This window comes from Cytobacillus sp. FSL R5-0377 (assembly GCF_038004385.1).
Taxonomy (GTDB): domain Bacteria; phylum Bacillota; class Bacilli; order Bacillales; family Cytobacillaceae; genus Cytobacillus.
The window spans coordinates 502,011-526,596 of the sequence record NZ_JBBORA010000001.1 but is presented as its reverse complement, the minus strand read 5'-3'; the positions used below and the strand labels follow the sequence as shown (position 1 = coordinate 526,596).

19 protein-coding genes and 3 pseudogenes are annotated in these 24,586 nt (G+C 42.6%); 16 read left to right on the top strand and 6 right to left on the bottom strand.

The window, feature by feature from the left end; genetic code table 11:
- Positions 1-12: 12 nt before the first annotated feature.
- A complete protein-coding gene (locus NSQ49_RS02630) occupies positions 13-315 on the top strand; it encodes a hypothetical protein (RefSeq protein ID WP_159867189.1) in 303 nt (100 codons plus the stop codon).
- A gap of 120 nt (positions 316-435) precedes the next feature.
- Positions 436-831, top strand: coding sequence for a VOC family protein (locus tag NSQ49_RS02625; RefSeq protein ID WP_159867192.1), 396 nt, complete (start codon positions 436-438; stop codon positions 829-831).
- Positions 832-934: 103 nt separating this feature from the next.
- Here NSQ49_RS02625 and sstT read toward each other — a convergent pair whose 3' ends face one another.
- Entirely contained in the window at positions 935-2,167 is a 1,233-nt protein-coding gene (gene sstT, locus NSQ49_RS02620) for a serine/threonine transporter SstT (protein WP_251282883.1), read from the bottom strand.
- 291 nt (positions 2,168-2,458) lie between these two features.
- Between sstT and NSQ49_RS02615 the strand changes: the two genes are divergently transcribed.
- Both NSQ49_RS02615 and NSQ49_RS02610 read left to right on the top strand, forming a co-directional pair.
- Complete coding sequence (locus NSQ49_RS02615) at positions 2,459-3,313, top strand: GRP family sugar transporter (protein WP_251282884.1); 855 nt, start codon at positions 2,459-2,461, stop codon at positions 3,311-3,313.
- 12 nt (positions 3,314-3,325) lie between these two features.
- Positions 3,326-4,111, top strand: a pseudogene (locus tag NSQ49_RS02610) (glucose-1-dehydrogenase).
- Here the strand turns inward: NSQ49_RS02610 and NSQ49_RS26710 are convergent.
- The 3 genes and pseudogenes from NSQ49_RS26710 to NSQ49_RS02600 form a co-directional block, all read right to left on the bottom strand.
- Positions 4,101-4,151, bottom strand: a pseudogene (locus NSQ49_RS26710) (hypothetical protein); the annotation flags it as partial. The pseudogenes NSQ49_RS02610 and NSQ49_RS26710 sit on opposite strands and share 11 nt — an antisense overlap.
- 362 nt (positions 4,152-4,513) lie before the next feature.
- Complete coding sequence (locus tag NSQ49_RS02605; RefSeq protein WP_251282885.1) at positions 4,514-5,461, bottom strand: nucleoside hydrolase; 948 nt, start codon at positions 5,459-5,461, stop codon at positions 4,514-4,516.
- Between the two features lie 130 nt (positions 5,462-5,591).
- Positions 5,592-5,717, bottom strand: coding sequence for a hypothetical protein (locus NSQ49_RS02600; RefSeq protein ID WP_268891669.1), 126 nt, complete (start codon positions 5,715-5,717; stop codon positions 5,592-5,594).
- Positions 5,718-5,924: 207 nt separating this feature from the next.
- Here NSQ49_RS02600 and NSQ49_RS02595 point away from each other — a divergent pair, with 207 nt between their 5' ends.
- Both NSQ49_RS02595 and NSQ49_RS02590 read left to right on the top strand, forming a co-directional pair.
- Positions 5,925-7,574 (top strand): catalase, encoded by a 1,650-nt coding sequence (locus tag NSQ49_RS02595; RefSeq protein WP_251282886.1) that lies wholly within the window; start codon positions 5,925-5,927, stop codon positions 7,572-7,574.
- 134 nt (positions 7,575-7,708) lie between these two features.
- Entirely contained in the window at positions 7,709-8,413 is a 705-nt protein-coding gene (locus tag NSQ49_RS02590) for a gamma-glutamyl-gamma-aminobutyrate hydrolase family protein (RefSeq protein ID WP_159867210.1), read from the top strand.
- 48 nt (positions 8,414-8,461) lie between these two features.
- On the opposite strand, the gene NSQ49_RS02585 is transcribed toward NSQ49_RS02590, so the two are convergent.
- Positions 8,462-9,355: a LysR family transcriptional regulator gene (locus tag NSQ49_RS02585; protein WP_251282887.1), complete on the bottom strand. Its 894-nt coding sequence runs from the start codon at positions 9,353-9,355 to the stop codon at positions 8,462-8,464.
- 139 nt (positions 9,356-9,494) lie between these two features.
- Here NSQ49_RS02585 and NSQ49_RS02580 point away from each other — a divergent pair, with 139 nt between their 5' ends.
- The 7 genes and pseudogenes from NSQ49_RS02580 (at position 9,495) to NSQ49_RS02550 (ending at position 15,815) form a co-directional block, all read left to right on the top strand.
- Positions 9,495-10,700 (top strand): NAD(P)-dependent malic enzyme, encoded by a 1,206-nt coding sequence (locus tag NSQ49_RS02580; RefSeq protein ID WP_251282888.1) that lies wholly within the window; start codon positions 9,495-9,497, stop codon positions 10,698-10,700.
- A gap of 137 nt (positions 10,701-10,837) precedes the next feature.
- Positions 10,838-11,134, top strand: a complete 297-nt coding sequence (locus NSQ49_RS02575) for a hypothetical protein (protein WP_159867219.1) — start codon at positions 10,838-10,840, stop codon at positions 11,132-11,134.
- Positions 11,135-11,308: 174 nt separating this feature from the next.
- On the top strand, positions 11,309-12,262 hold the full coding sequence (locus NSQ49_RS02570) for an ABC transporter ATP-binding protein (protein ID WP_251282889.1): 954 nt from the start codon (positions 11,309-11,311) through the stop codon (positions 12,260-12,262).
- Positions 12,259-13,776 (top strand): osmoprotectant update ABC transporter permease/substrate-binding subunit OpuFB, encoded by a 1,518-nt coding sequence (opuFB, locus tag NSQ49_RS02565; protein WP_251282890.1) that lies wholly within the window; start codon positions 12,259-12,261, stop codon positions 13,774-13,776. Before NSQ49_RS02570 ends, opuFB begins: the two co-directional genes overlap by 4 nt.
- An 88-nt stretch (positions 13,777-13,864) precedes the next feature.
- Positions 13,865-13,939 (top strand): annotated as a pseudogene (locus tag NSQ49_RS02560) (hypothetical protein); the annotation flags it as partial.
- A gap of 124 nt (positions 13,940-14,063) precedes the next feature.
- Positions 14,064-14,411 carry a hypothetical protein gene (locus NSQ49_RS02555; RefSeq protein WP_251282891.1) on the top strand — a complete coding sequence of 116 codons (348 nt, stop codon included), beginning with the start codon at positions 14,064-14,066 and terminating at the stop codon, positions 14,409-14,411.
- A gap of 129 nt (positions 14,412-14,540) precedes the next feature.
- Positions 14,541-15,815, top strand: a complete 1,275-nt coding sequence (locus tag NSQ49_RS02550; protein WP_251282892.1) for an L-cysteine desulfidase family protein — start codon at positions 14,541-14,543, stop codon at positions 15,813-15,815.
- Between the two features lie 70 nt (positions 15,816-15,885).
- On the opposite strand, the gene NSQ49_RS02545 is transcribed toward NSQ49_RS02550, so the two are convergent.
- Positions 15,886-16,581 (bottom strand): response regulator transcription factor, encoded by a 696-nt coding sequence (locus tag NSQ49_RS02545; RefSeq protein ID WP_251282893.1) that lies wholly within the window; start codon positions 16,579-16,581, stop codon positions 15,886-15,888.
- 174 nt (positions 16,582-16,755) lie between these two features.
- Here NSQ49_RS02545 and NSQ49_RS02540 point away from each other — a divergent pair, with 174 nt between their 5' ends.
- The 3 genes from NSQ49_RS02540 to NSQ49_RS02530 all read left to right on the top strand — a co-directional run bounded on the left by NSQ49_RS02540 (position 16,756) and on the right by NSQ49_RS02530 (position 24,482).
- Positions 16,756-18,402, top strand: coding sequence for a flavin-containing monooxygenase (locus NSQ49_RS02540; RefSeq protein WP_159869104.1), 1,647 nt, complete (start codon positions 16,756-16,758; stop codon positions 18,400-18,402).
- 62 nt (positions 18,403-18,464) lie between these two features.
- Complete coding sequence (locus NSQ49_RS02535) at positions 18,465-19,409, top strand: alpha/beta hydrolase (RefSeq protein ID WP_251282894.1); 945 nt, start codon at positions 18,465-18,467, stop codon at positions 19,407-19,409.
- An 888-nt stretch (positions 19,410-20,297) separates the two neighbouring features.
- A complete protein-coding gene (locus NSQ49_RS02530; RefSeq protein WP_251282896.1) occupies positions 20,298-24,482 on the top strand; it encodes a S8 family serine peptidase in 4,185 nt (1,394 codons plus the stop codon).
- Positions 24,483-24,586: the final 104 nt, after the last annotated feature.

The window sequence follows — 24,586 nt, the reverse complement described above, 5'->3', positions numbered from 1 at the left end:
GAGGCAGAAAATATGAATATCTTTTTTGCAGTCACAGTATTAATCTACACCATGCTTCTCATTTTCACATACGGCTTTGCCATTTTAACTGATTTTCAGGAAGATAAAGGGGAGGAAATCTTTGACAGGGCTTTTAAGAACGCCTATGTGATCCTTCTCTTTGGCCTTCTCATTATTTACACTCTGATCCAGCATCCGCATATTCCCATGGATTCAGGTAAGACATCTTATCTCTTGCTTGCAAGCAAATTTCTATCTCTGATGACACTTGGAGTCAGCCTATTTATTTTCAGCCGGAAAAATTACAGCCTATAAAGATAAAGGTGTCTGGCTTATCCTGATGCTCGTGATAATTAATTTATTAAATCGTTTAAAAAACTGCCATAAACTGTATAATTAAAGGTGTATAAGAGATTACAGTTCAAGGAGGAGAATATGGGCAGATTAATTCATTTTGAAATCCATGTCGATGATATGGAGCGGGCTAAAAAGTTTTATGGAGAGGTTTTTGGATGGTCATTTCAGGATTGGAGTGAGTATGCCGGAATGCCTTATTATGGAGCAGTGACTGGAAGTGATGAAGAGCCGGGCATTAATGGTGCTTTGATGCAGCGCCAGGGGCAGCCACCAGAAGCTAATCAGGCTATAAACGGATATTCCTGTACAATAGGCGTGGAAGATTACGATGCTGCGGAAGGCAAAATCCTTGAAAATGGCGGAACTCTTGCATTGCCGAAGTATGCTCTTCCAGGTATGGCTTGGCAGGGGTACTACAAGGATACTGAAGGCAATGTTTTCGGTATTCACCAGCCCGATGAAAATGCGAAGTGAAGGGTAAAAACTATTAGTACCTAATGGCACAATACATAAAAAAAGCCCGTCTATAAACGACAGGCTTCAGTGAAGGAGTCCCCTTTAGGAGGGGCTCCTTTATTTATGCGATAAGTTTTGAAATTTTCCCTTCCTTGCGCTTCTTCCTATATTCAGCTGTTGCTGTAAATAGAACATCTGAGGAAGAGTTAAGGGCTGTTTCACATGAATCCTGTAATACGCCAATAATAAATCCTACCCCGACAACCTGCATAGCTATGTCATCCGGAATTCCGAACAAGCTCGCTGCCAAAGGAATGAGAAGGAGGGATCCGCCTGCAACGCCAGAAGCACCAGCTGCGGAGACTGCTGCTAACACGCTAAGGATTAGAGCTGTTCCAAAGTCCACTTGAATACCTAATGTGTGAACAGCTGAAAGTGTCAGAACAGAAATTGTAACAGCTGCTCCTGCCATATTAACCGTTGCGCCTAACGGGATAGATACGGAATAAGTATCTTCATCCAATCCAAGCTTTTCGCATAAGGTCATATTTACAGGAATGTTTGCTGCTGAGCTGCGAGTGAAAAACGCTGTAATACCACTTTCTCTTAAGCATCTTAAAACAAGCGGATATGGATTTCTGCGAATATTTAAAAATACTATAAGTGGATTTACGACCAGAGCAATAAAGAACATACATCCCAAAAGGATGGCCAGTAATTTGCCGTAATCCATCAGTGCAGAAAGCCCATTGGTGACTATCGCATCAAAAACAAGACCCATAATTCCGATTGGAGCGAAGCTGATCACCCATTTCACTAGGGTTGAAATAGCATCCGAAAAGTTTGCGAGCATATTTTTTGTTGTATCTGCAGCTTTTCTTAAGGCAATGCCAAGAAGAATTGCCCAAGTTAGAATACCTATATAATTACCATTGATCAGGGCATTGACCGGGTTGTCCACTACGTTAGTCAGCAGAGTTTTAAGAACTTCCGCAATCCCTCCAGGTGGTGCTACATCCTCTGCCCCCGGAGCAAGTGAAAGAGTAACTGGGAAGATAAAGCTTGCAATAACTGCAACAAGTCCGGCTAAAAAGGTGCTTAAACCATAAAGAGCTATAATGGACTTCATATTCGTCCTCTGGCCGCTTCTATGCTTGGAGATGGCATGCATGACCAGGAAAAAAACCAGTACCGGTGCTACTGCTTTTAATGCACTTACAAATAATGTACCAAAGATAGAGATCCATCCCGCTGCCTTTGGAATAGTCAAGGCGAGGGCTGCACCTGCGATGATGCCCAGCAGGATTCTTTTGACCAGGCTTATTTCGTTCCACTTGCTGAATGCGTTTTTCATTCGATTCCCTCCGAAGTGTTTATTATATAAAAGAGAATAATAGCCTTTCACTGTTGTTGGACAGTGATATTTGTAAGTTTAACACAAATATTATAAATTGTGTGTAAATTATTATATTGAAATATCTGCTAAACGACTAGTGCTAGATAGATTACTGATAATAATGGTTTTAGTGGTTTAAATATGTGGAATGATAATAAAGAATCTAATAGTTTTTTGCTTGTGGAATAAGAGTTCTTATATAACTGCAACCTAAAAATGTACATAAAATCGAAAGATGAGGTACACACCATGACAGGAATTCTACTAGCCCTCATTGCAGCCGTCTCATGGGGCAGCATTGTATTTGTCAGCAACAAGCTTGGCGGGGACGAGGACAGCCAGACTCTTGGCACGACAATAGGTGCACTGTTGTTTGCTATTGCAGTCTATCTTTTTAAAAGGCCGGATCTTTCCAATATCGTCTGGGCAGTCGGCTTGATTTCTGGTTTATTCTGGTCGATTGGACAGAAAAATCAGTTTGGGGCAGTCCGCTATTTAGGGGTAGCAAAGACAGCTCCGATGTCCACTGGCCTGCAGCTTATTGGAACCACATTTTTTGGAGTATTCATTTTTAAAGAATGGGAAACAAAGATGAGCATTATTATCGGGGTCACCTCATTGGTCTGCATCATTATCGGTGCCATACTGACTTCTCTGAAACAGGGGGTTGATCAGGAACAGGGAAGGAGTCTAAAGAAAGGCCTGCTTGTACTCCTTTTATCGACAGCAGGCTTTGTCGGGTATGTGGTACTCATCCGCTGGTTTGAAATTGATGGCTGGTCTGCCATTCTGCCGCAGGCGATTGGAATGGCAATAGGAGCATTCCTTATAACTCTCCGCCGCAAGCCTTATAACAAATATGCAATCCGTAATATTATTACAGGGCTGATTTGGAGTACCGGGAATCTGGGACTGCTTCTTTCCCTTCCGAAAATCGGCGTGGCCACCAGCTTTTCACTTTCTCAAACAGGAATAGTGATTTCCACCATTGGCGGGCTTTTCTTTTTAAAAGAACGGAAAAGCAAAAAACAGGTGTTTATGGTTCTCCTTGGCTGTTTATTTATTATTGCAGGGGGAGTATTGCTTGGCTTTACGAAAAAATAAGGGAGTGATCTTATGTATCCAAGTCTTGAAGGGAAAGTTGTCGTTATTACCGGCGGAGCGACCGGGCTGGGAAAGGCAATGTCAGAACGGTTTGGAGCTGAAAAAGCAAAGGTAGTCATCAATTATTTTAATGAGGAACAGGAAGTGCAGGGAATTATAGAAACGATTGAGAAAGCCGGCGGCAGTGCATCTGCCATCCAGGGGGATGTTACAAAGGAAGAAGATGTTGAAAGAATGATTGCCCATGCTATTAAAACGTTCGGATCGCTCGATGTCATGATTAATAATGCGGGGATCGAAAATGAAGTTCCGTCTGAAGAACTTACTCTGGAGGATTGGAACAAAGTGATTTCGACAAATCTGACGGGGCAATTTATCGGCTGCCGTGAAGCTATTAACTATATGCTGGAAAACAAAATAAAAGGCTCAATCATTAATATGTCATCTGTTCATCAGGAAATTCCATGGCCTCATTTTGTTCATTATGCAGCGAGCAAAGGTGGGGTCAAATTGATGACCGAAACACTCGCGCTAGAATTTGCTCCGCATGGTATCAGAGTGAACTGCATTGCCCCTGGTGCTATTGATACACCCATAAATGCGGAAAAGTTCTCAGACCCGGAATTGAAAAAAGGTGTTGTTGAGCTAATTCCTATGGGCTACATTGGCAAGCCGGAAGAAATAGCAGCTTGTGCAGTATGGCTTGCATCAACAGAAGCCAGCTATGTCACCTGATTAACATTATATGCAGATGGCGGCATGACACAATATCCGGGGTTTCAGGCTGGTAAAGGATGAATGGACAGCTCTTCTCAGTGTGAGAGGTGCTATTTTCTATTTCTATTTCATAAAGCAGCGGGTCCGCTACAGGAAAATATTTTCAACAAGCAGACATAAAAAATCCGGCCTCTAAAAGGCCGGACCTGAAGGGGTAAAGAAAAAGGGCTGTATGATGTTTCGGTACAAGTTCATTGTAATACGGAAATGTTAACAATCTATGAACGGGATGAGGACAAATTATTAAATAATTCCGTTCCTTGCGCAGATCCTTTTGTAAAATGAACAGTTGGAGCTGTTAAAACGAGCATACAATCATGCTGTACAAGATACTGGCATAAAAATAGGGTTTAACAGTAGCCATGAAGTTTATTCAATATCTGAGGGTTCTATTGAAGTCAGCATTACAGGAGACAGCAGACTTTAATTTTGGGCAAGCATAACTTTGATGAATTCATTTGTAAAGGCTTCGTAGTCAAGTTTAACGGCTATTCTTGTCTTACCCTTCGGACTGCCCGGCCGGATATCGATATAAGATAGTCCCTTTCCCTCTACAGTTCCATCAATGACACTTACATCGTAATAAATATAATCAGCTATAGCAGGATTATTGATGATCATGATGGGAAGCAGATCGTGAATAGGCGCTCCCTGAATGCCGGGAACCAGGCTTTGATAAGCCTTATAATAGTACTCGAAAATAGGTTTTAATAAAAAAGTGAAAGGGTTTGAAGCTGTATTTGATACATATTCCACTATGTCCAAGGTCAATATTGCAAATTCTGTAACATTTAGGGGGGTAATTGTAAGGTTATGGGCAAATTTACAAATGTAATTGGAGGAAGTGGGATCACCATAAAAATTGGCTTCTGCAAGAGGGGTTACGTTTCCGGGAACAAAGAAAGCACCGCCCATGATATAAAAAGCTCCCACTTGTCTGATTTGTTCGTCAAAGAGTATAAATGCTGTTGCGAGGCTGGTTGACCTGCCGGTATCAACAATAATCAAGTCCTTTTGATACTTTTCAATAAGGATGCGAATTGTATCAAATGGATAGGTTTGATATTTTAAATCAGCTGGGGGCTGAATTGGACCAATCCCCTCTGCTCCATGGATATCAGGATAGTACGTGACTTTTTCCTGCTGAACAGGCTGCGCCGCACCTGGAATAATTGGAACACTTTTTTGTCCGGCCAGATCAAGCAGATAATAGGCGTTGGCTGTAGCCTGGTCCTCTGTTACATTCCCGTAGCTCGTAACAAGTCCGACCAGCTCAAGATCCGGATCGAGCAATGTATAAATGATCGCTAGAGAATCGTCAATTCCAGGGTCACAAAATAATAGAATCTTTTTAGTTTTTCCCTTTACCATTTGGAACCCTCCCTTATTTGCTTATACAAAAGTATTCAGTAATGCCTTTTAATATGTTGTGAAAGAAGAGCTGAAAATAAAAAGCGCCAATCCCTTAAAAATTATAGGGAAAAGCGCGTCTTCTTTCTTTTTATTTTCTTTTCTGTGCCTTCATTTTATTTGCTGCCAGTTCAGCAGCATACTCTTCGTATGTTTTACCCTGCTTTTGGCTCTCAGATTGAATTTTTCTGAACTTGTTATCATTAAGATTCGGCAAGTCTACACCTCCCTTGATCAAGAGTATTTTTTGCAAAGACTTGAACATTATTCGAAAAGAATGGATGTGTACAATAGGTTTAATTACTACTTCAAAGGGTAACAGAAAATATGGAATTCTAGAATATGGAATGCCAGTAAATGTTTAGGGTATATTTTTCCAAATTCAAACAAAAAATAGAGACATTAATTTAAAGGAGGTCTGTTTGTGGCTGAAAATAAAGATAGTCATAAAGCAAATGATCAAGATGTAAAGCGTGAGACGTTGACTACTCGGCAGGGGCACCCTGTAACGGATAATCAAAACATTCGCACGATAGGCAACCGGGGGCCAGCGACCTTAGAGAATTACCATTTTATTGAAAAAATATCCCATTTTGACAGGGAAGAGGTACCAGAGCGTGTGGTGCATGCAAGAGGAGCAGGGGCATTCGGATACTTTGAGACATACGGAAAGGTTGGCGATGAACCGGTCGAAAAGTATACACGAGCAAAAGTTTTTTCAGGTGAAGGGAAGAGAACGCCATTAATGGTCCGCTTTTCAACAGTGGCCGGTGCAAAGGATTCACCCGAAACAGCACGTGATCCCAGAGGTTTTGCCGTAAAAATGTATACTGAAGACGGAAACTGGGATTTGGTAGGGAATAACCTGAAAATCTTCTTTATCCGTGATGCGATGAAATTCCCTGATATGATTCACGCCTTCAAGCCTGATCCTGTTTCAAATGTGCCAAATCCTGAGCGGATGTTTGACTTTGTTTCCAGGACACCTGAGGCTACACATATGATTACTTTCGTATTTTCTCCTTGGGGAATACCCGCTACATACCGTCATATGCAGGGATCCGGTGTTAATACGTATAAATGGGTGAATGAAAAAGGAGAAGCAGTACTGGTGAAATATCACTGGGAGCCGAAGCAGGGCATCCGTAATCTGACTCAGGAAGAGGCAAATGAAATACAGGCGAAAAATGTCGGTCATGCCACACAGGATTTATTTGAGGCGATTAAACGCGGAGATTATCCTGAATGGGAGCTTTTTGTGCAGATTATGGAGGATGACTATCATCCAGAACTTGATTTTGATCCCCTTGATGATACAAAGCTATGGCCGGAAGAGAAGTTTCCATGGCTTCCGGTTGGCCGCATGGTTCTTAATCGCAATCCGGAAGATTACCATGCAGAGATTGAGCAGGCTGCATTCGGTACTGGGGTACTAGTCGACGGAATGGATTTTTCTGATGATAAGATGCTGCAGGGACGGACTTTCTCTTATTCCGATACACAGCGTTATCGCGTCGGAGCGAACTATTTAAAAGTGCCTGTTAATGCACCGAAAGTGCCTGTGCGCACAAATCAGCAGCGAGGGCAAATGGACACTCATGACCCGAGGGAGTCTGGGGAAAATCCGCATATTAACTATGAACCATCGATGAAGGGCGGATTCAAAGAAGCACCTGAAGAAGGCCGCACACCACATCGGCCAACCTATAATGCAGCAGCAATGAGCGCTCCCATTGATCGGCCAAATAATTATGGACAGGCAGGTCATACTTACCGGAGCTTTGAAGATTGGGAACGAGATGAATTAATTAAAAACCTGTCTGAAGCATTGGCGGTTTGTGACAAGCGTATCCAGGATGCCATGTTTGAGCATTTTACACAGGCAGATGAAGATTATGGCCGACGCGTGAAGGAAGGAACAGCGAAAGTTATGAAAGAATTGCAGGCAATGAGCGGCAAAGAGCAAGTGCCTGGCCGGGATGCTGGAAGATCCAAATATGGCCAAGGTTCGATTGCCCAGAACCAGGCAGCAAAAGAAGCTGTTGAAAAAAGCCGCGAAACAGATCCATATTAATGATGAAAACAGGGCTGCCCAAAGATGGGCAGCCTTTTTGGTCTTCGCTTATTACCTTTTTATTGCAGATCGGTAGGACTTCTTCCAGGTTTTGTAGAATAATCTCCTTAAACTACATATCCAGGGGTGTAAAAATGAAACCAATAATAGGGGTTACTTCAAATTTAGATGACAAGCAACTTACCGTTTCAATGGATAATATCCATTCATTATTAAACGCTGGAGCCGTACCGGTTGTTGTCCCTAATCTGTTGGATGATGACAAAATTGACAAATTAGCTGAAACCCTTGACGGGCTGCTGCTTACGGGAGGGGGGGACATCGACCCAACACTGTTTGGTGAAGAACCCCATCAAAAACTGGGCAGTATTTGTCCTGAAAGAGATATATTTGAAATCAGCCTAATTCAAAAAATGCTCGCTCGTGATAAACCAATTTTAGCCATATGCAGGGGCTGCCAAATCCTCAGTATTGCTCTTGGCGGTGATATGTATCAGGACATCTACTCCCAAATGAGCGAACCCCTGCTTCAGCATGCCCAAAAAGCCCCACGCTGGCATGCGACTCACTTTGTGAATGTAAAAAGAGAATCTCTCCTGCACAAAGTAACTGGAATGCAAAGCTTTAAAGTAAATAGCTATCATCATCAGGCTGTCCGCAAAATGCCAGACGACTTTGAGGTTTGTGCCGAAGCAAATGATGGTGTCATTGAGGCTTTTGAGAGTAGCAAACATAACTTCGCGTTAGGGGTACAATGGCACCCTGAATGCATGACACAAAAAAATGATTCCCCTTCAAAGGCTATATTTAAGGCATTTGTTATGGCTTGCTCGCAATAGTTTTAGAATGTAAAGCGCCGTCGCACTCTTAACCTGCGCGACGGCGTTTCACTGTCCTTCCTTCAAATAAGTCTCCGCACTGGTGATAAACTCCCGGACCGCAAAGGATAAGTACTTATTTTTTTTCCAGATCATCCCGAGCTCTAAATTAACAGCAGACTCAGAGATTGGCAGAACCACAAGGTCATGGCAGTTTATATTTTTACAGATTTTGCTGGGAAGCATGGTGACCCCCAGTTTCCCTTCAACCATTCCCAGCAGGAAGTCTTTTTGCGAGCTTTCACAGACGATATTAGGCTGAAAGCCGCTCTTTAAACATTCCTCAATAATTAAGTCATAAAGGGTGAAATCCTTCCGGTAGAGAATAAAAGGCTCTTTGGCTAATTCTGAAAAATGCACTTCCGTTTTGGAAGCAAGCTTGTGTTCCCGGTGGATAATGAGCATTAAGGGGTCCTTTAGGACTTTGATTATTTCAAAGCTGCTGCCATGAGCCGGCACCGTGCAAATAAGGCCGATATCCAAGATGCCATCTTCCACTCCTTTTTTTATCTTCTTCGTGCCGACTTCTGTTAATTTTATTTCGATCAAGGGGAACTTTTCTTTATACTGGCTGATAAGCTTCGAAAAGAAGGCGGCGCCGACTATTGGAGGTATGCCTATTTTGATTTCACCGCCCTTCAGCTCCATTAGATCTGTTAATTCCAATGTCAGGTTCTGAAATGCCTCAAGCACTTTTTTCGCATTGATTAATACTGCTTTTCCAGCATCCGTTAATTCAAGCTGCTTCGATGACCGATAAAAAAGCGGTACCCCAAGTTCACCTTCGAGATTTTTAATGGCTTTGCTGATGGAAGGCTGGGTGACATGCAGGGTCTGGGAGGCTTTTGTGAAGCTTAAGTGCTGAGCAACTTCAGCAAAATATTCTAAATGACGGATATCCATTCACTTCACTCCCTTCGTATAGCCAAAAGGCATAAAGATTATAGATTATATGTATTTCATTTATGAATGCGACTCATTATATAATAATCTACAATAAATACTGAAAATTAACAATATTTAATAAAGGGAGATGGATAGAATGGATTTGCAAAAGGAATCTCTGCTTCTTCATGAGAAGTTTCAAGGAAAGTTAACAGTTGATGTAAAAATGCCGCTAAATAGCATGAAAGATTTAAGCTTAGCCTATTCCCCAGGAGTGGCAGAGCCGTGCCGAAGAATCCATGACCAGCCTGAGAAAGTCTATGACTATACCATTAAAGGAAACTTAATCGCCGTAGTCTCTGACGGAACATCGGTGCTCGGACTTGGGGATATTGGCCCTGAAGCCTCCATGCCTGTTATGGAGGGGAAAGCTGCACTATTTAAAGCATTTGCCGGGATTGATGCGGTTCCGATTTGCCTTGATACGAAGGACCCAGAAGAAATCATTAAAACACTCAGGCTGCTGCAGCCTTCTTTTGGGGGCATTAACCTGGAAGACATCGCGGCACCAAATTGCTTTTACATTGAAGAACAGCTGAAGCAGGAAATGAACATCCCGGTTTTTCATGATGATCAGCATGGAACTGCTATCGTAACTGCAGCCGGTTTAATCAATGCACTGAAGCTTGCCGGCAAAAAAATGGATGAAATAAAAATCGTAATCAATGGAGCTGGTGCCGCAGGAATTGCCATTATCAAGCTTCTCCTGAATATGGGAGCAAAAGATATCATCATGTGTGATACAAAAGGAGCGATTTATGAAGGGCGTCAAGAGCGAATGAACCCTGTTAAAGAGTCTGTTGCGAAAATTACCAATTCTGGAAAACGCAGAGGGCCGCTTGAGGATGTTATCATTGGTGCCGATGTGTTCATTGGTGTCTCCTCTGCCGGTGCCTTAACAAAGGAAATGGTCGAGACAATGAGTCCGGATTCCATTATATTTGCCATGGCCAATCCAGTTCCTGAAATCATGCCGGATGAAGCGAAAGCTGCAGGAGCCAAAGTCGTTGGCACAGGCAGATCCGACTTGCCGAATCAGGTGAATAATGTCCTCGCATTCCCTGGAATTTTCCGGGGGGCACTGGATGTCAGGGCTACTGAAATAAATGAAGAAATGAAAATGGCAGCTGTTGAAGCGATTGCCGGATTAATCGATTCTACAGACCTGACACCTGATTATGTAATACCAGGCCCCCTCGACAGCCGGGTTGTCCCTGCGGTAAGGGACGCAGTAATAAAAGCAGCCCAGGAAACAGGTGCAGCCAGAATTGAAATTAGAGAGAACCACATAATAAGCCAATAGAATGAAATCAGCATGGGGAGGCATGTTCAAGTAAAAAACATCATAGTATCCAAAGTATAAAGCTGCTGGTTTTGCCATTGGGAATGAATTAATCACTTTCGTCAATTTGAATTTATTGAAAAGGGAGACTGATACCGATGAAAGTACACGAAGTAATTGAGACGCAGGAAATGTTCCGTGGTGAAATCATTGATAACTATTATGTTATTTATGAGCAAACAGAAAACAAAGTCTATGAAAATCGAAACAATCATCTGTTCCAGCAGGAAAAATTTTTAGAGGAGACCGTAAATATTTTTAAAGGAAATCCGCATTCCACCTTAAAGAAAGTAAAAGCCTATCCCATTAGCCATCTTGGATATGGGGATATCCGCGAAGCAATCACAAATGACTTTCCGGACCTCTTTAAGAACCTTAAAAAATCTTCAGCATAATTACAGGCAGCCTCCAATAAAATGGAGGCTGCTTTTTCTTTGGACTTTTAAAATGGAAATGTTTCCTGTCTATCTGTATGATAGTATAAGCAAAAAAGAAAATGAGGACAGGACCGTTTTTCGGGAATTTTTAAGGGAATAATCCAGATGTAAACATATTTGAGAGGTGGAGCAATGATTAAGTTTGACAATGTGTCGAAACAGTACCGGGATGGTACTAAAGCAGTAGATTCAATCAATTTACATATAAAAGAAGGCGAGTTCTTTGTGATTATAGGTCCGAGCGGTTCCGGGAAAACCACCGTTCTGAAGATGATTAATAGGCTGATTCCTTTGACAGCGGGAACGATTTTCATAAATGGAAAACGGATCAGTGACTATGATATTCATGAGCTTCGCTGGGATATTGGCTATGTTCTTCAGCAGATAGCCCTTTTTCCTCATATGACAATTGGAGAAAATATCTCGATTGTTCCGGAGCTTAAAAACTGGGAGCAAAAAAAAATTAAAGAACGGATTGATGAGTTATTGGAAATGGTCGGATTGGCGCCTGACATATACCGGAGCCGAAAGCCGCATGAACTTTCAGGAGGACAGCAGCAAAGGGTGGGTGTAACAAGAGCACTTGCAGCTAACCCTCCAATCATCCTGATGGACGAACCTTTTAGTGCGCTGGATCCCCTAAGCAGGGAAAAGCTTCAGGATGACCTAATCAGCCTTCAGAAAAAAATAAAGAAAACGATTGTGTTTGTCACACATGATATGAAGGAAGCTTTGAAGCTCGGTGACCGCATTTGTGTCATGAAGGATGGGGAAATCGTCCAAACCGGCACACCTGAAGAGCTGCTTGCACATCCGGAAAACGAATTTGTCAGGCAGTTTGTCGGGGAAGAGCATGGACCGTACATAGAGGGATTCAGCCTTCATGATATCCTTCTGCCGGTTACAGAAACAGGACAGCAAGGAATAGTCATTTCAGCCACCGCTTCATTTGAAGAAACACTTAGCTTATTGTCAGTTCATGATGAACTTGCTGTCGAAGAGGACGGGAATATCATTGGCATGGTCAACAGGCAGGCCGTTATTCGTGAACTTGCCGGAAGCATGAAGGATGAGGTGAGGTCATGAATGCCTTTATCTCTGTTATAAATGAAAGGAAAGGGCAGCTATTCAGTGTATTGATTGAGCATATACAGATTTCACTTATTGCTTTATTCTTTGCAGTCCTGATTGCAATCCCGCTTGGAATTTATCTGACTAAGAAGCAAAAAATCGCAGAGGGGATCATTGGGGTGACGGCCGTATTGCAGACTGTGCCCTCATTAGCCTTGCTTGGCTTGTTGATTCCCTTATTTGGGATAGGAAAGGTGCCTGCCATTATCGCACTAGTCGTATATGCCCTTCTGCCCATTCTGAGAAATACATATACAGGCATAAGAGAGGTGGATGATTCCATAATTGAAGCCGCTAGGGCAATGGGGATGAAGAGAAGCAAAAGGCTCATGAAGGTAGAGCTTCCTCTTGCCATGCCGATCATTATGGCCGGCATTCGGACAGCAATGGTGCTAATCGTGGGAACTGCTACTCTCGCTGCTTTAATCGGAGCAGGAGGACTGGGAGAACTGATTCTCCTTGGAATCGACCGAAATAATACGGCACTGATTGTTCTTGGGGCCATACCTGCAGCCATATTGGCAATCCTTTTTGACATGCTGCTGCGGCGATTCGAGCATTTGTCTTTCAAACGGTCGATCACTGCATTGGGAGTCTTCATTGGCGCAATGGTACTGGTTATGGCTATTCCGCTGCTGACAAATAAGTCTGAAGAGAAGATTGTTATTGGAGGGAAGCTTGGTTCAGAACCGGAAATCCTGATCAATATGTACAAATTGCTGATTGAGAATGAAACCGATCTTAATGTTGAGTTAAAACCAGGTTTAGGAAAAACATCCTTCGTCTTTAATGCTCTGAAGTCAGGCAGTATTGACGTGTATCCTGAGTTTACCGGCACAGCCATTGCTGAATTTCTAAAAGAGTCAGCGGTAAGCACTGAACAGCAGGAGGTTTACGAGCAGGCGAGAAAAGGAATGAAGGATCAGTTCAGTATGATGCTGCTGAAACCGATGGCATACAATAATACATATGCGCTGGCTGTACCGAAGAAATTCTCTGAGGATTATGGCCTGCAATCCATTTCGGATCTAAAAGCTGTCGAGCAAAGCATTAAGGCCGGCTTCACTCTTGAATTCTCGGATCGGGAAGATGGCTATCGGGGCATTCAGGAGCTGTATGGCCTGGACTTTCCAACTGTTTTAACCATGGAGCCCAAGCTGCGCTATGGTGCAATTGAAAAAGGTGAAATCAACTTAGTGGATGCTTATTCTACAGATAGTGAAATCGCAAAATATAACCTCACTGTTCTTGAGGATGATAAAAATCTGTTTCCTCCCTATCAGGGAGCCCCGATTTTGCGAGAAGAAACCGCTGAAGAGCATCCTGAGCTTGTCAAAGCCTTAAACAAGCTGGATGGAAAGATCACCGATGATGAAATGCGTGAAATGAACTACAAAGTAAATGTTGAAGGTGTGAGTCCTGAAGAAACTGCAAGAGAGTATCTTGAGGGGGAAGGATTGCTGAAATAAATCGGATTGAACAGGAAATTATCGAATATATTAAACCACATTCAACAGCCCCGGTTTTATTAATGGGGCTGTTTTTTGTTCTCAAACGGCTAAGCCAGTTCTTGCAGTGCAGGGTATTTTTACCTTTATCGCAGGGTGGAACAGCTTCCTTTGGCCGCTGATTAAAATGGAAAAAATAATCTGCAAATGGTCAGGAACATCAAGTTTCCTTCCTTTTTTAGGTGTTAAGAGCGAGCTCTCTTTCATAAATTCTTCTTAACAGAATGATAAGAAAGGAGCGAATTTTTGTGGCCCCTGAAATGCAAAAAGCAACATTACTCGCTGAAAATATTAATGACTTTTTGACATTCCTGAGTAAAAACCTCGAAAAAAATATCTTTTATATGGATACTGATAAAATAAGACAAATCCAACTGATTGCTGAAGACTTTAAGTTTCATATTCTTGCAAATGAGCTGATCAGGATCAATCGCTTTGTCTGGGATCCGAAGTACACAAATTATTTGGTGGACCGGTTTGTAAAAGGCCTGACCATTATTGATGAATATGTACAAAGGAACTATAACAGCCTCTTTATGGTGACGGGCAGATTATATACATTGAAGAATCTAAGTTCATTATTCAGCAAAGGGTAAAAAAACAAGGTCCTGGTTTACTGAATCCTAAGGGTATTATGGTGGAAGTAAATTTTCCCTCTCTTCATTTTTAACTATATGAATTATAATAGTTTAAGTTCATTTATTTTAATCATTAGGGGTATGAAAATGGAGAAGCATAAAATCTTAAGAATTCTGGAAAAAGAATTAGTGGTTGCCCTTGGATGTACGGAACCTGTTGCGATTGCACTCGCTGCAGCAACTGCCAAGAGTTATGCTAAAGGGGAAATACAAGAGCTTTGCTTGAAAGCGAGCGGAAATATCATCAAAAATGCCAAATCAGTCGGAATTCCCGGCATGAGTTCATATGGTCTGGATTTCGCAGCGGCAATTGGCGCTGTGGCAGGGGATCCTGCGAGAAAACTGGAAGTATTAGCGGGAATGGGTCCTGAAGATGAGCAGTTGGCATTAAAACTTATTGAAGAAGGAAAAGTAACTTCACTCCAAGCTGAGACACCGAAAAGGCTTTACATTGAAGTGATAGTAAAAACTGATATGCAGACTGCCAGAGTGGTAATCTCTGATAACCACAGCAATATTACTTTAATTGAGGTTGATGGCGAAGTTATTTATCAGGGCGGATGTGAAAATATAGGAATCCAATCTGAAGAAGAAGAATTAATTGCACTCACCATTGATGAAATATATGAATGGGTGCTGGGTGTGGAAATCAGCTCCCTGTCACTTGTGAAAAAGAGTATAGAGCTCAACAGGGTCATTGGGCTGGAAGGCTTATCAGGCGAATATGGCCTAAAGGTAGGGAAAACGATCAAGAGAAATGTGGAAATGGGGATTTTATCAGATGATATTGCTACTGCAGCAATGTCTTTAGCTGCAGCCGGGTCAGATGCGAGAATGGCAGGATCAACACTGCCTGTAATGGCAAATACCGGAAGCGGCAACCAGGGCATCGCAGTCACTCTTCCAGTTGTTGCTGCTGCAGAAAGACTGAAGGTCACAGATGAGAAAATGATTCGGGCAGTGGCACTCAGCCATCTGATCACCATTCATATAAAATCCAAATTTGGCCGGCTTTCGGCTTTATGCGGTGTAACGGCTGCGGGAATGGGGGCAAGTGCAGCCATCGTTTATTTACTGGATGGGCACCTTCAGCAAATTAAAGCGGCCATTCAAAATACAATTGGCAATGTATCCGGAATGATCTGTGACGGAGCAAAAGCAGGATGTGCAATGAAAGTGTCTACCTGTTCCAATGTAGCTGTGCAATCTGCCCTTCTTGCACTCAACGATCAGGAAATTAAATCAACCGATGGATTTATTCATGATGATGTTGAGAAAAGTATCGAAAGCTTCTGTAAATTAGGAAATGAAGGCACCCGTCATACGGATGAACTGATATTGAAATTGATGATGGAGAAATAAACAGCCAAAATGGCCCCTCTCTTTATTATAAGATGGGGCTTTTTGGTGCGGCTGGGGATCATGTGTAAAATTATGAAATCATCCCTCGACGAAACATCTCCGCAATGGCTTGAGTCCGGTTTTGAGCTCCCAGTTTTCTGATGGCTGTTTTAATATACTGGTTGATGGTAACTTCACTGATAAACATGGAATCAGCCATTTCCTTTATGCTTTCCCCCCAGGAAATCTTTTTCATAACCTCCATTTCTCTTTTGCTTAATAGGCGGGCATCTTCTTTTCCTTCCGTTTTTTCAAGGATTTTTCCTATGTTCTGACCAAATTGAGTATATGAAGAAAGCTGCTGAACCGAAATATGTGCATGATCATCAAATTCGTTTGTGCAAATATACCCGATGGGAACAGCGCCAAAGCAGATGGGGATAGCCAGGAAGGAGTTGACATTGGAAGTTGTAATGTATTTTATATTTATTTGCTTCAGGTATTCTATCCCCGAACAATATTTTGCTTTTCTTTCATAGAGGGCAGAATATATAAGCGGCAGTGAACGAATATCATCCCTGATATCTCTGATATGTATTAGTCCATGGCATGTAATTGCAATGATCCCTTCACCAATAAAACCTAAAGGGGAATAACGGAATAAATAGGCGTTTTTAACAGGGAAAATGTTCATATAAACCTCTAGAATTTTATACAGCTTTTCTTCATGACTCTCGACAACTTCTAAATTTTGGATATTACCTAATATGGTAGATTCAATTGCCACATTAACACCTTCCTTATAGGGTAATTATATATAGAAAATTGTGAATATTCAATATAAACGAATGATAGTAAGCTTAAAATAGAAAAAAGTATAAGCACTGGAAAGGAGGATCAATTTAAAAGAAAAAAATGTAATCGCTTTCAATTGAACTAATATCATGAGGAGGAAGAAAGAATGTCATCATTTCAAAAATCGAACTCTCTCACGGATTTTGATGCTGTTGTCGTTGGTGCTGGTTTTTCTGGATTGTATATGCTGCATCGTTTGCGGGAGGCTGGTTTTTCCACCCGGGTATTTGAAGCAGGCGATAATGTAGGCGGCACATGGTATTGGAATCGTTATCCCGGCGCAAGATGCGATGTTGAAAGCATCTACTATAATTACACGTTTTCTGAGGAACTGCTGAAAGAATGGAGCTGGTCGGCAAAATACGCTGAACAGCCTGAGATATTAAGCTATATAAACTATGTAGCAGATAAGTTTGATCTTCGGCGTGATGTGCAATTCAATACAAGGGTGCAATCCGCAAAATTTGATGAGAAGAATAGAAGGTGGGACGTCCAATTAAATAATGGCGAAAAGGTATCTGCTCAATATTTTATTACAGCTGTAGGGTGCTTGTCAGCGTCCAATGTGCCTAAATTTAAAGGGCTGGAAAACTTTAAGGGCGAATGGCATCATACCGGCCACTGGCCGCATGAAGGAGTAGATTTTACAGGGAAGCGGGTTGGCATCATTGGCACAGGCTCCAGCGGTATCCAGGCCATTCCTGTCATTGCAAAAGAAGCCGGGCGCCTGACTGTATTCCAGCGGACTCCGCAATACAGCAGCCCTGCCAGGAACACGCCGAATGATCCAGAACACTTGAAGAATATCAGGGAAAATTACGGGGACATAAGAGCAAAAATGCGCCATTCCATTACCGGAATACCGGAGGAGCCAAGAAATGTTTCCGTTTTTGACGAATCCCCTGAAGAAAGGCAAATAGTTTTCGAGGAAGCCTGGAAAGAAGGAGGACTGCTTAAACTAACTTACGCATATAATGACCTGTCCATATCTCCGGAAGCCAATGCGATCGTAGCGGAGTTCATTCGCTCTAAAATCCGCGAAACGGTTAATAATCCTGAAGTGGCTGAGAAACTCCTTCCAAGGTTCTATTATGGCACTAAACGGACCATCATAGATACAGATTATTTTGAAACCTATAACCGTGATAACGTATCGCTGGTGGATGTAAAGAAAGCCCCGATTCAGGAAATTACCGAAACAGGTGTTAAAACTTCGGATGGTGAATATGAGCTTGACATGATCGTGTTTGCCACAGGCTTTGATGCGATGACAGGACCTTTGTTTAAGATCGATATCCGTGGAAAAGACGGCGAATCTTTGAAAGAGAAATGGGCAGGCGGCTCACAGACCCGCACCTATCTTGGCCTGGGCACAGCTGGTTTCCCGAATATGTTTATGCTGACTGGACCTGAAAGTCCGTCTGTTTTAAGCAATATGATGGTTTCAATTGAGCAGCATGTGGAATGGGTATTTGACTGCATCAGTTATATGCGCGAACAAAACCAGGCTGTTATTGAAGTGAATGAAGAGGCGGAAAATACATGGAGCAAGCATTGCCGTGAAATCGCCGATCAGACTCTATTTACCAAGACAGACTCCTGGTACATGGGTGCGAATATTGAAGGGAAAGCCCGAGGTTTTCAAATCTATCTTGGCGGTGTAGGAGCCTATCGGAAGATTTGTGAAGAAGTCGCCGAAAAAGGCTATGAAGGTTTTAGCCTGACAGCATCTGAAAAGAGTGCTGTTAAATAAAGGGCTTAAATTGGGCAGGTATTCTTTCAATATATTAATAAATTAATAGGGGGAAAATAATTATGGCATTAGATCCGCAGGCAAAGTTTTTACTGGAACAAATGGAGGCAGCAGGAGCACCGCCGATGAGCCAGCTATCACCAGAGGAAGCTCGCCTTACCACTGATTTTAGCGCTCTGGCTGGTGAACCGGAGGAAGTAGGAAAGATTGAAAATAGAAAAATTGCGGGATCCGGAGGGGATATACAGGTTCGAATTTATACTCCTAAAGGAGAAGGTCCATTCCCTGCGCTCGTATATTATCACGGCGGCGGCTGGGTAATCGGTGACCTTGAGACAGTAGAGGTTCCTTGCAGGCTATTAACAAATTTGGCGAATTGCGTGGTCGTTTCGGTGGATTACAGGCTGGCTCCGGAACATAAATTTCCTGCTGCTGCAGATGATTCGTACGCTGCAGCCAAGTGGGTGGCTGAAAATGCAGAATCGATTGGTATAGATCCCAACCGTATTGCGGTGGGCGGTGACAGTGCAGGCGGAAACCTTGCAGCCGTTGTGGCTCTCATGGCAAGAGACAAGGGTGAAATCTCATTAGCCTATCAGATGCTGATTTATCCGGTAACCAACCATTCATATGCAACAGAGTCCTATACCGAAAATGCAGACGGCTACCTGTTAACAAAAGACAGCATGGAGTGGTTTTGGAATCACTATCTGCAGAATGAGGAAGACGGGAAAAACCCATATGCCTCTCCGCTGCAGGCAAAAGACTTGAGCGGACTGCCTCCGGCATTGGTTTTAACGGGAGAGTTTGACCCGCTGCGTGATGAGGGAGAAGCTTACGCTGAGCGTTTAAAAGAAGCTGGTGTGCCGGTTGAAGCCAAACGGTATGACGGCATGATCCATGGCTTCTTCTGGATGCCGGGTGTACTGGAACAGGGAAGAAAATCTATTGAGCAGGCGGCAGATGCGTTAAAGCGTGTGTTCCAGGGAAGTATCGCTTCGAAATAATAGAGATGCAGACTGGACACTTCTGAATGGGGAGTGTCCTTTTTTGTGTTATTTTGTAATTAATTTATTGCTAGATTACTGGAAGAGTTCATTGGTGAGATAGCGGTAGCCAGGGAGGGTTAATGACTACTAAAATGGAAGAGAGGCAAAGAAAATGGTCACCATGAAAGGGTTATGACGACGAAAACAGAAGAGAGTAGAGGAAAATGGTCGCCATAGAGGGGGCATGAGGACGAAAATGGAAGAGAGGCAAAGAAAACGGTAGCCATGGAAGGGGTATGACGACGAAAACAGAAGAGAGTAGAGGAAAATGGTCGCCATAGATGGGGGCATGAGCACGAAAAAGGAAGAGAGGCAAAGAAAACGGTAGCCATGAAAGGGTTATGACGACGAAAACAGAAGAGAGTAGAGGAAAATGGTCGCCATAGAGGGGGTATGAGGACAAAATGGAAGTGAGGCAAAGAAAATGATCACCATGAAAGGGTTATGACGACGAAAATAGAAGAGAGTAGAGGAAAATGGTCGCCAAGGAGGGTTCATGAGGACGAAAATGGAAGAGGGATGAAGAAAACGGTCACCATAAAGCATTATAAAACTGCTAAAAAAGAATACCCTCAACATAAAATCTTAGATAAATGTTTCTCTCAATCCTGTTTCCACCTCTCAATTTGGGGTAATCGATTTCCTGTTATTCCATTTTTACCTTCCTCTATTGCCTATCAAGATGCTCTTTATCCTATTTTCAAGAAAATTTTCAGTTAAAAACAAGTAATTCAGTAGCAATGTCCCTCTTTTATTACCCCAATTTACTGCTCACATCTCTCCCCTTTATTATGAAAATAGTAAGTATTCTTACTTTTCTACTAATTAAAGAGCAGGGGGAAAAAAATGAAGTCACGCAATAATCTATTAAAAGGGGCTCTGACTGCAAGTTTATTATTCACAGCTGCCATTCCATTTAATGTGCTTGCTCAGAAGCCCGAGATCACGGTGGACGAAGCAGAAAAAATTTTAAGCGGTCTCTCTAAGGAGCAAAGGGATGCTTTAGAACAGCTGGAAGTTGGACCGGGATTTATTATCTCTCCGGAAGTAAATACATCCACTCCCGACCTGGTCGATGTCATTGTTGAATTTAACCAGGCTCCTGCAAAGGTAGAGGTAAAGAAAGAAGCTTTAAAAGGGAAAAAATCATCTATTCATACAGCGAAAGTAAAAGTGGACAAATCCCACAAAGATTTCAATGCCCATGTTAACAAGCTGAAATCGAAGAAAAGCAATGTACTGTATGACGCAAGTAAGATTGAAGTGAAACGCGAATACAAGAACGCCTTTAATGGTGTTTCCATGACACTTCCGGGTATAGCTGTTGAAGAACTCCTGCAATCAGGTTCAGTAAAAAGAATCTGGAGCAATGCCCAAGTCCAACTTGGACTTCCACCAGCAGAGCGGTCTGCCATAAAGCCAAAGATGGCAGACAGCATTCCTCAAATCGGTGTGGATAAGCTTCACGATGAGGGGGTTACCGGAAAAGGAATTAAGGTGGGAGTGCTGGACACGGGTATTGATTATACACACCCTGACTTAACTGGTTCTTACAAAGGTTATCGTAAAGAAAATGGTCAAGACCCTAAAACAGTTGATCCAAGCTCTGTGAAAGGCTGGGACTTTATCAATAATGATGCAGATCCAATGGAGGCAACTTACGATGATTGGGAAACATCCGGTCAGCCTGAATTTGATTCCAGAGGATCTGCCTTCTATACCTCTCACGGTACACATGTATCAGGAACCATTGCTGCCCAAAAAGAAAATGCAGTAGACTATGCTGTCAAGGGAGTAGCACCGGATGTCAATCTGTATGCCTACCGGGTTCTTGGACCATATGGATCTGGCTCAACAGACGGGGTGCTGGCCGGTATTGATAAAGCAGTAGAAGATGGAATGGATGTAATCAATCTATCACTCGGAGCGGGTGTAAATGATCCTTTATATCCTACTTCGGTTGCTATTAATAACGCTATGCTTTCCGGAGTCGTTTCCGTTGTGGCAGCTGGAAATGCTGGGCCAGATGAAAAAACGCTTGGTTCACCTGGTACAAGTGCTTTCGGAATTACAGTCGGTGCAAGTGATGCATCAATCTCCATCCCAGCTTTTAAAGCCACTGCGGCTGAGAAGGATTTCGAATCTATGAAATTATTAGCCAAAAACTTTACGGATGATTTAAAAACACTTGAAGGCAAATCCTACCCAATTGAGTATACTGGCCTGGGGACTCCGCAAGACTTTACAGGGAAAAACCTTGAGGGGAAAATTGCCCTCATCGAACGCGGAGAGCTGACATTTGAGGAAAAAGTGAAAAATGCCAAAAATGCAGGTGCAGCAGCAGTTATTATTTTTAATAATACGGAGGGCGAAATTCCGGCCTACATAGGTGAGAGCACTAAATTTATTCCTACATTCCAGCTTTCAAAGGAGGATGGGGAGTATTTAAAAGGTATCCCGGGAGCTTCTGTACAATTTAATCAGTTAATGGTGGCTAAGACAGAAGGCGACACTCTTGCCGATTTCAGTTCAAGAGGTCCTGTCAATAGCAACTACGACATAAAACCTGACCTCGTGGCCCCTGGTGTTTCCATTTTCTCCACCTATCCGGAGTATATGAACCATCCAGAAGATGGCAAGGATTACACATCTGCCTATGCACGCCTGAATGGTACGTCAATGGCCACTCCTCATATCGCAGGCGTGGCGGCACTCATGCTTCAGAGTAATCCGGCTCTTGATCCTTTTGATGTCAAAACAGCACTGATGAATTCGTCGGATGATTTAAAAAAGGATTACTCCGTGTATGAAGTGGGCGCCGGCCGTGTGGATGCCTATCAGGCCGTTCACTCAAACGTTTCATTTAAGGTAATCGATAAAACAGAGCATGTTGAAAACGGAGAATACGTGGAAGCTGATGAAATCACAGGTTCCATCAGCTATGGAAACCACTATCTGGACAGTGCAGATATTAAGGATAGCCGTGCACTTCAAGTGACGAATAAAGGCAATAAGGACCAATCCTATAAGATAACCGTGGAATATCATTCTGCCCGGAAGGGTGTGCAGGATGGAGTAAAAAATAAAATTAAAGTAAACCTTCCAGAATCGTTTACAATACGTGCAGGGGAAACGGAACAATTACAAGCGGCGATTACAATCCCGCAAACAGCTGAAATCGGGCGTTATGAAGGATATATCCATGTGGAGAACCAAAATAATCCAGAAGAACGCTATCAAATTCCATATGCAATCCGGGTGACTGACAAAGGCATCGATTTTGCAGAACCGCTTCAGCCGTCTGTTACGACTGATACACCAATGCACCAATACTATTCACCTGGTACGCACTTTGCCTTTAAGTTTAAAAGCCCGATGGAGACATTCGATTTAGTTGTAAAGGATGCAAAAACAGGAAAGGCTATCGGAATTGTCGGAAGCTTTGATGCCCGAGCGGCTCTGCCTGATAAAGAATATCTCATATTCTTCGGCCACAGAGGACTAGTTTATCCATTTACAGGAAATAAGAAGCAGCCGATTGCCGATTATCTTCAGAAACTGCCGGAAGGTGAATATGTTCTTGATTTGATCAGCCGTGATGCAGATGGAAAAACCTATCATCAAGAAAGTCTTGGTATTATAGACAATACTCCGCCGGAAGCAGACCTCGATATTGAGCCGGGAGTGGTTGAGATAAATGATAATATGTTAACAACTGAAGACGGCCACAGGGCATTCTGGGTTCATGGTAAGGTGACCGACAAGACAGTTGACCTATTGCAATCAAAAGGAATGGAATATACCCAAAAAACCAATACAGCTGCTTATTACGAAAGTGACCTGCCATTTATCAGCGGATTCCTGCAGCTTGAAGACGATGGCACTACAAAATTTGGTGTGCTTCCGGAAGAATATGAAACGACACCTTACAAGTTAAGGCTATTCCCGTGGGATATGGCAACAGCAGCCAATATGTTTAAATCTCCCCGGTATGTATTTATGAAGGAAGGCACTGAATACGCAGACAGCCGTTTTAATAAAAGCAGTATGAAGCTGAATGACGAAATAACCGTGACCCTTGATTTAAACAATGTGGAGAACTTTATTTCAGGCACTTATGAAATTCAGGGGCTACTTGACTTTTTTGAGCTGCAGGAAGTTAAAGTAAATCCTGAGCTTCAGAAGTTTGCAGACCAAAATGGTATAGAGGTAAAAATAGATGAACCAGTTGTCACTAAGTCTGGTGTAAAAGTCGGGGCAGCTTTATTAAAAGAAGGGTTTGAAGGGATCAGCGGAGATATGCCTTTCCTGGATGTTACATTTAAAATGGTGGACGACACCAGTTACGCAAGGTATGTATCCTTTGGGTTAAAAGAACTTTCTTATCATAAAAAGGGTCAGTCTGAAGCCGTAACCATTCCGGCATACAGCTTAAACCATTTTGAGCTTATCTCATCTCACTCACGTATTTCAGGCAATATGGCACCAGAAGCTTTCTTAACTTCAGGAGGCTGGATTGACAGCAAATATGATTTTACCAAGCTTAAAGCAAAGGTTTATGCGAAAGCAGCAGACGGGAAAATTTATGATGGAACTATGGACAGCAGTGGACTGTTTGAGGTCATTGTGCCAGCAGCAAAAGAAGCCTATACGGTCTATGTCGAGGTTCCTGGCCACTTGACAGAATATAAAAATGTATCGGCCAGCATCGAGAAGGATGGAAAGTATCACGGGCTTTATGTAAGAATTAACCCTGAAGATAACCTTGCTGGGGATGTTACTCAAGATGGGGTTATCGATATCCGTGACATGAAAGAAGCGGTTAATCATTATGGAGAAGAAAACCCTAAAAATGCCGATCTGGATATAAATCAGGATGGAGTAGTCGATGAAACCGACGTCAGATGGATTGAAAAGAATTTCTTGACGAAAGGGCCGCTGTCCGGAAAAGGAAATCAGCCGAAAGACAGGATTGGAAAGAAAGGGCTAGCTGATTTCTTAAAAATGATTGGATTGGAGCCGAAAAATTAATAATAAAACAGCAGGCAGGAGACAAGTTCTCCTGCCTTTTTCTATTATCCTATAGAAAACATCCAGTAATTTCACTATAATAATAGAAACTTGATACCGAGGTG

Coding starts and splice junctions, on each gene's coding strand:
- NSQ49_RS02630 (WP_159867189.1), top strand. CDS start 13: ATGAATATCTTTTTTGCAGTCACAGTATTAATCTACACCATGCTTCTC.
- NSQ49_RS02625 (WP_159867192.1), top strand. CDS start 436: ATGGGCAGATTAATTCATTTTGAAATCCATGTCGATGATATGGAGCGG.
- sstT (WP_251282883.1), bottom strand. CDS start 2,167: ATGAAAAACGCATTCAGCAAGTGGAACGAAATAAGCCTGGTCAAAAGA.
- NSQ49_RS02615 (WP_251282884.1), top strand. CDS start 2,459: ATGACAGGAATTCTACTAGCCCTCATTGCAGCCGTCTCATGGGGCAGC.
- NSQ49_RS02605 (WP_251282885.1), bottom strand. CDS start 5,461: ATGGTAAAGGGAAAAACTAAAAAGATTCTATTATTTTGTGACCCTGGA.
- NSQ49_RS02590 (WP_159867210.1), top strand. CDS start 7,709: ATGAAACCAATAATAGGGGTTACTTCAAATTTAGATGACAAGCAACTT.
- NSQ49_RS02585 (WP_251282887.1), bottom strand. CDS start 9,355: ATGGATATCCGTCATTTAGAATATTTTGCTGAAGTTGCTCAGCACTTA.
- NSQ49_RS02580 (WP_251282888.1), top strand. CDS start 9,495: ATGGATTTGCAAAAGGAATCTCTGCTTCTTCATGAGAAGTTTCAAGGA.
- NSQ49_RS02575 (WP_159867219.1), top strand. CDS start 10,838: ATGAAAGTACACGAAGTAATTGAGACGCAGGAAATGTTCCGTGGTGAA.
- NSQ49_RS02570 (WP_251282889.1), top strand. CDS start 11,309: ATGATTAAGTTTGACAATGTGTCGAAACAGTACCGGGATGGTACTAAA.
- opuFB (WP_251282890.1), top strand. CDS start 12,259: ATGAATGCCTTTATCTCTGTTATAAATGAAAGGAAAGGGCAGCTATTC.
- NSQ49_RS02550 (WP_251282892.1), top strand. CDS start 14,541: ATGGAGAAGCATAAAATCTTAAGAATTCTGGAAAAAGAATTAGTGGTT.
- NSQ49_RS02540 (WP_159869104.1), top strand. CDS start 16,756: ATGTCATCATTTCAAAAATCGAACTCTCTCACGGATTTTGATGCTGTT.
- NSQ49_RS02535 (WP_251282894.1), top strand. CDS start 18,465: ATGGCATTAGATCCGCAGGCAAAGTTTTTACTGGAACAAATGGAGGCA.
- NSQ49_RS02530 (WP_251282896.1), top strand. CDS start 20,298: ATGAAGTCACGCAATAATCTATTAAAAGGGGCTCTGACTGCAAGTTTA.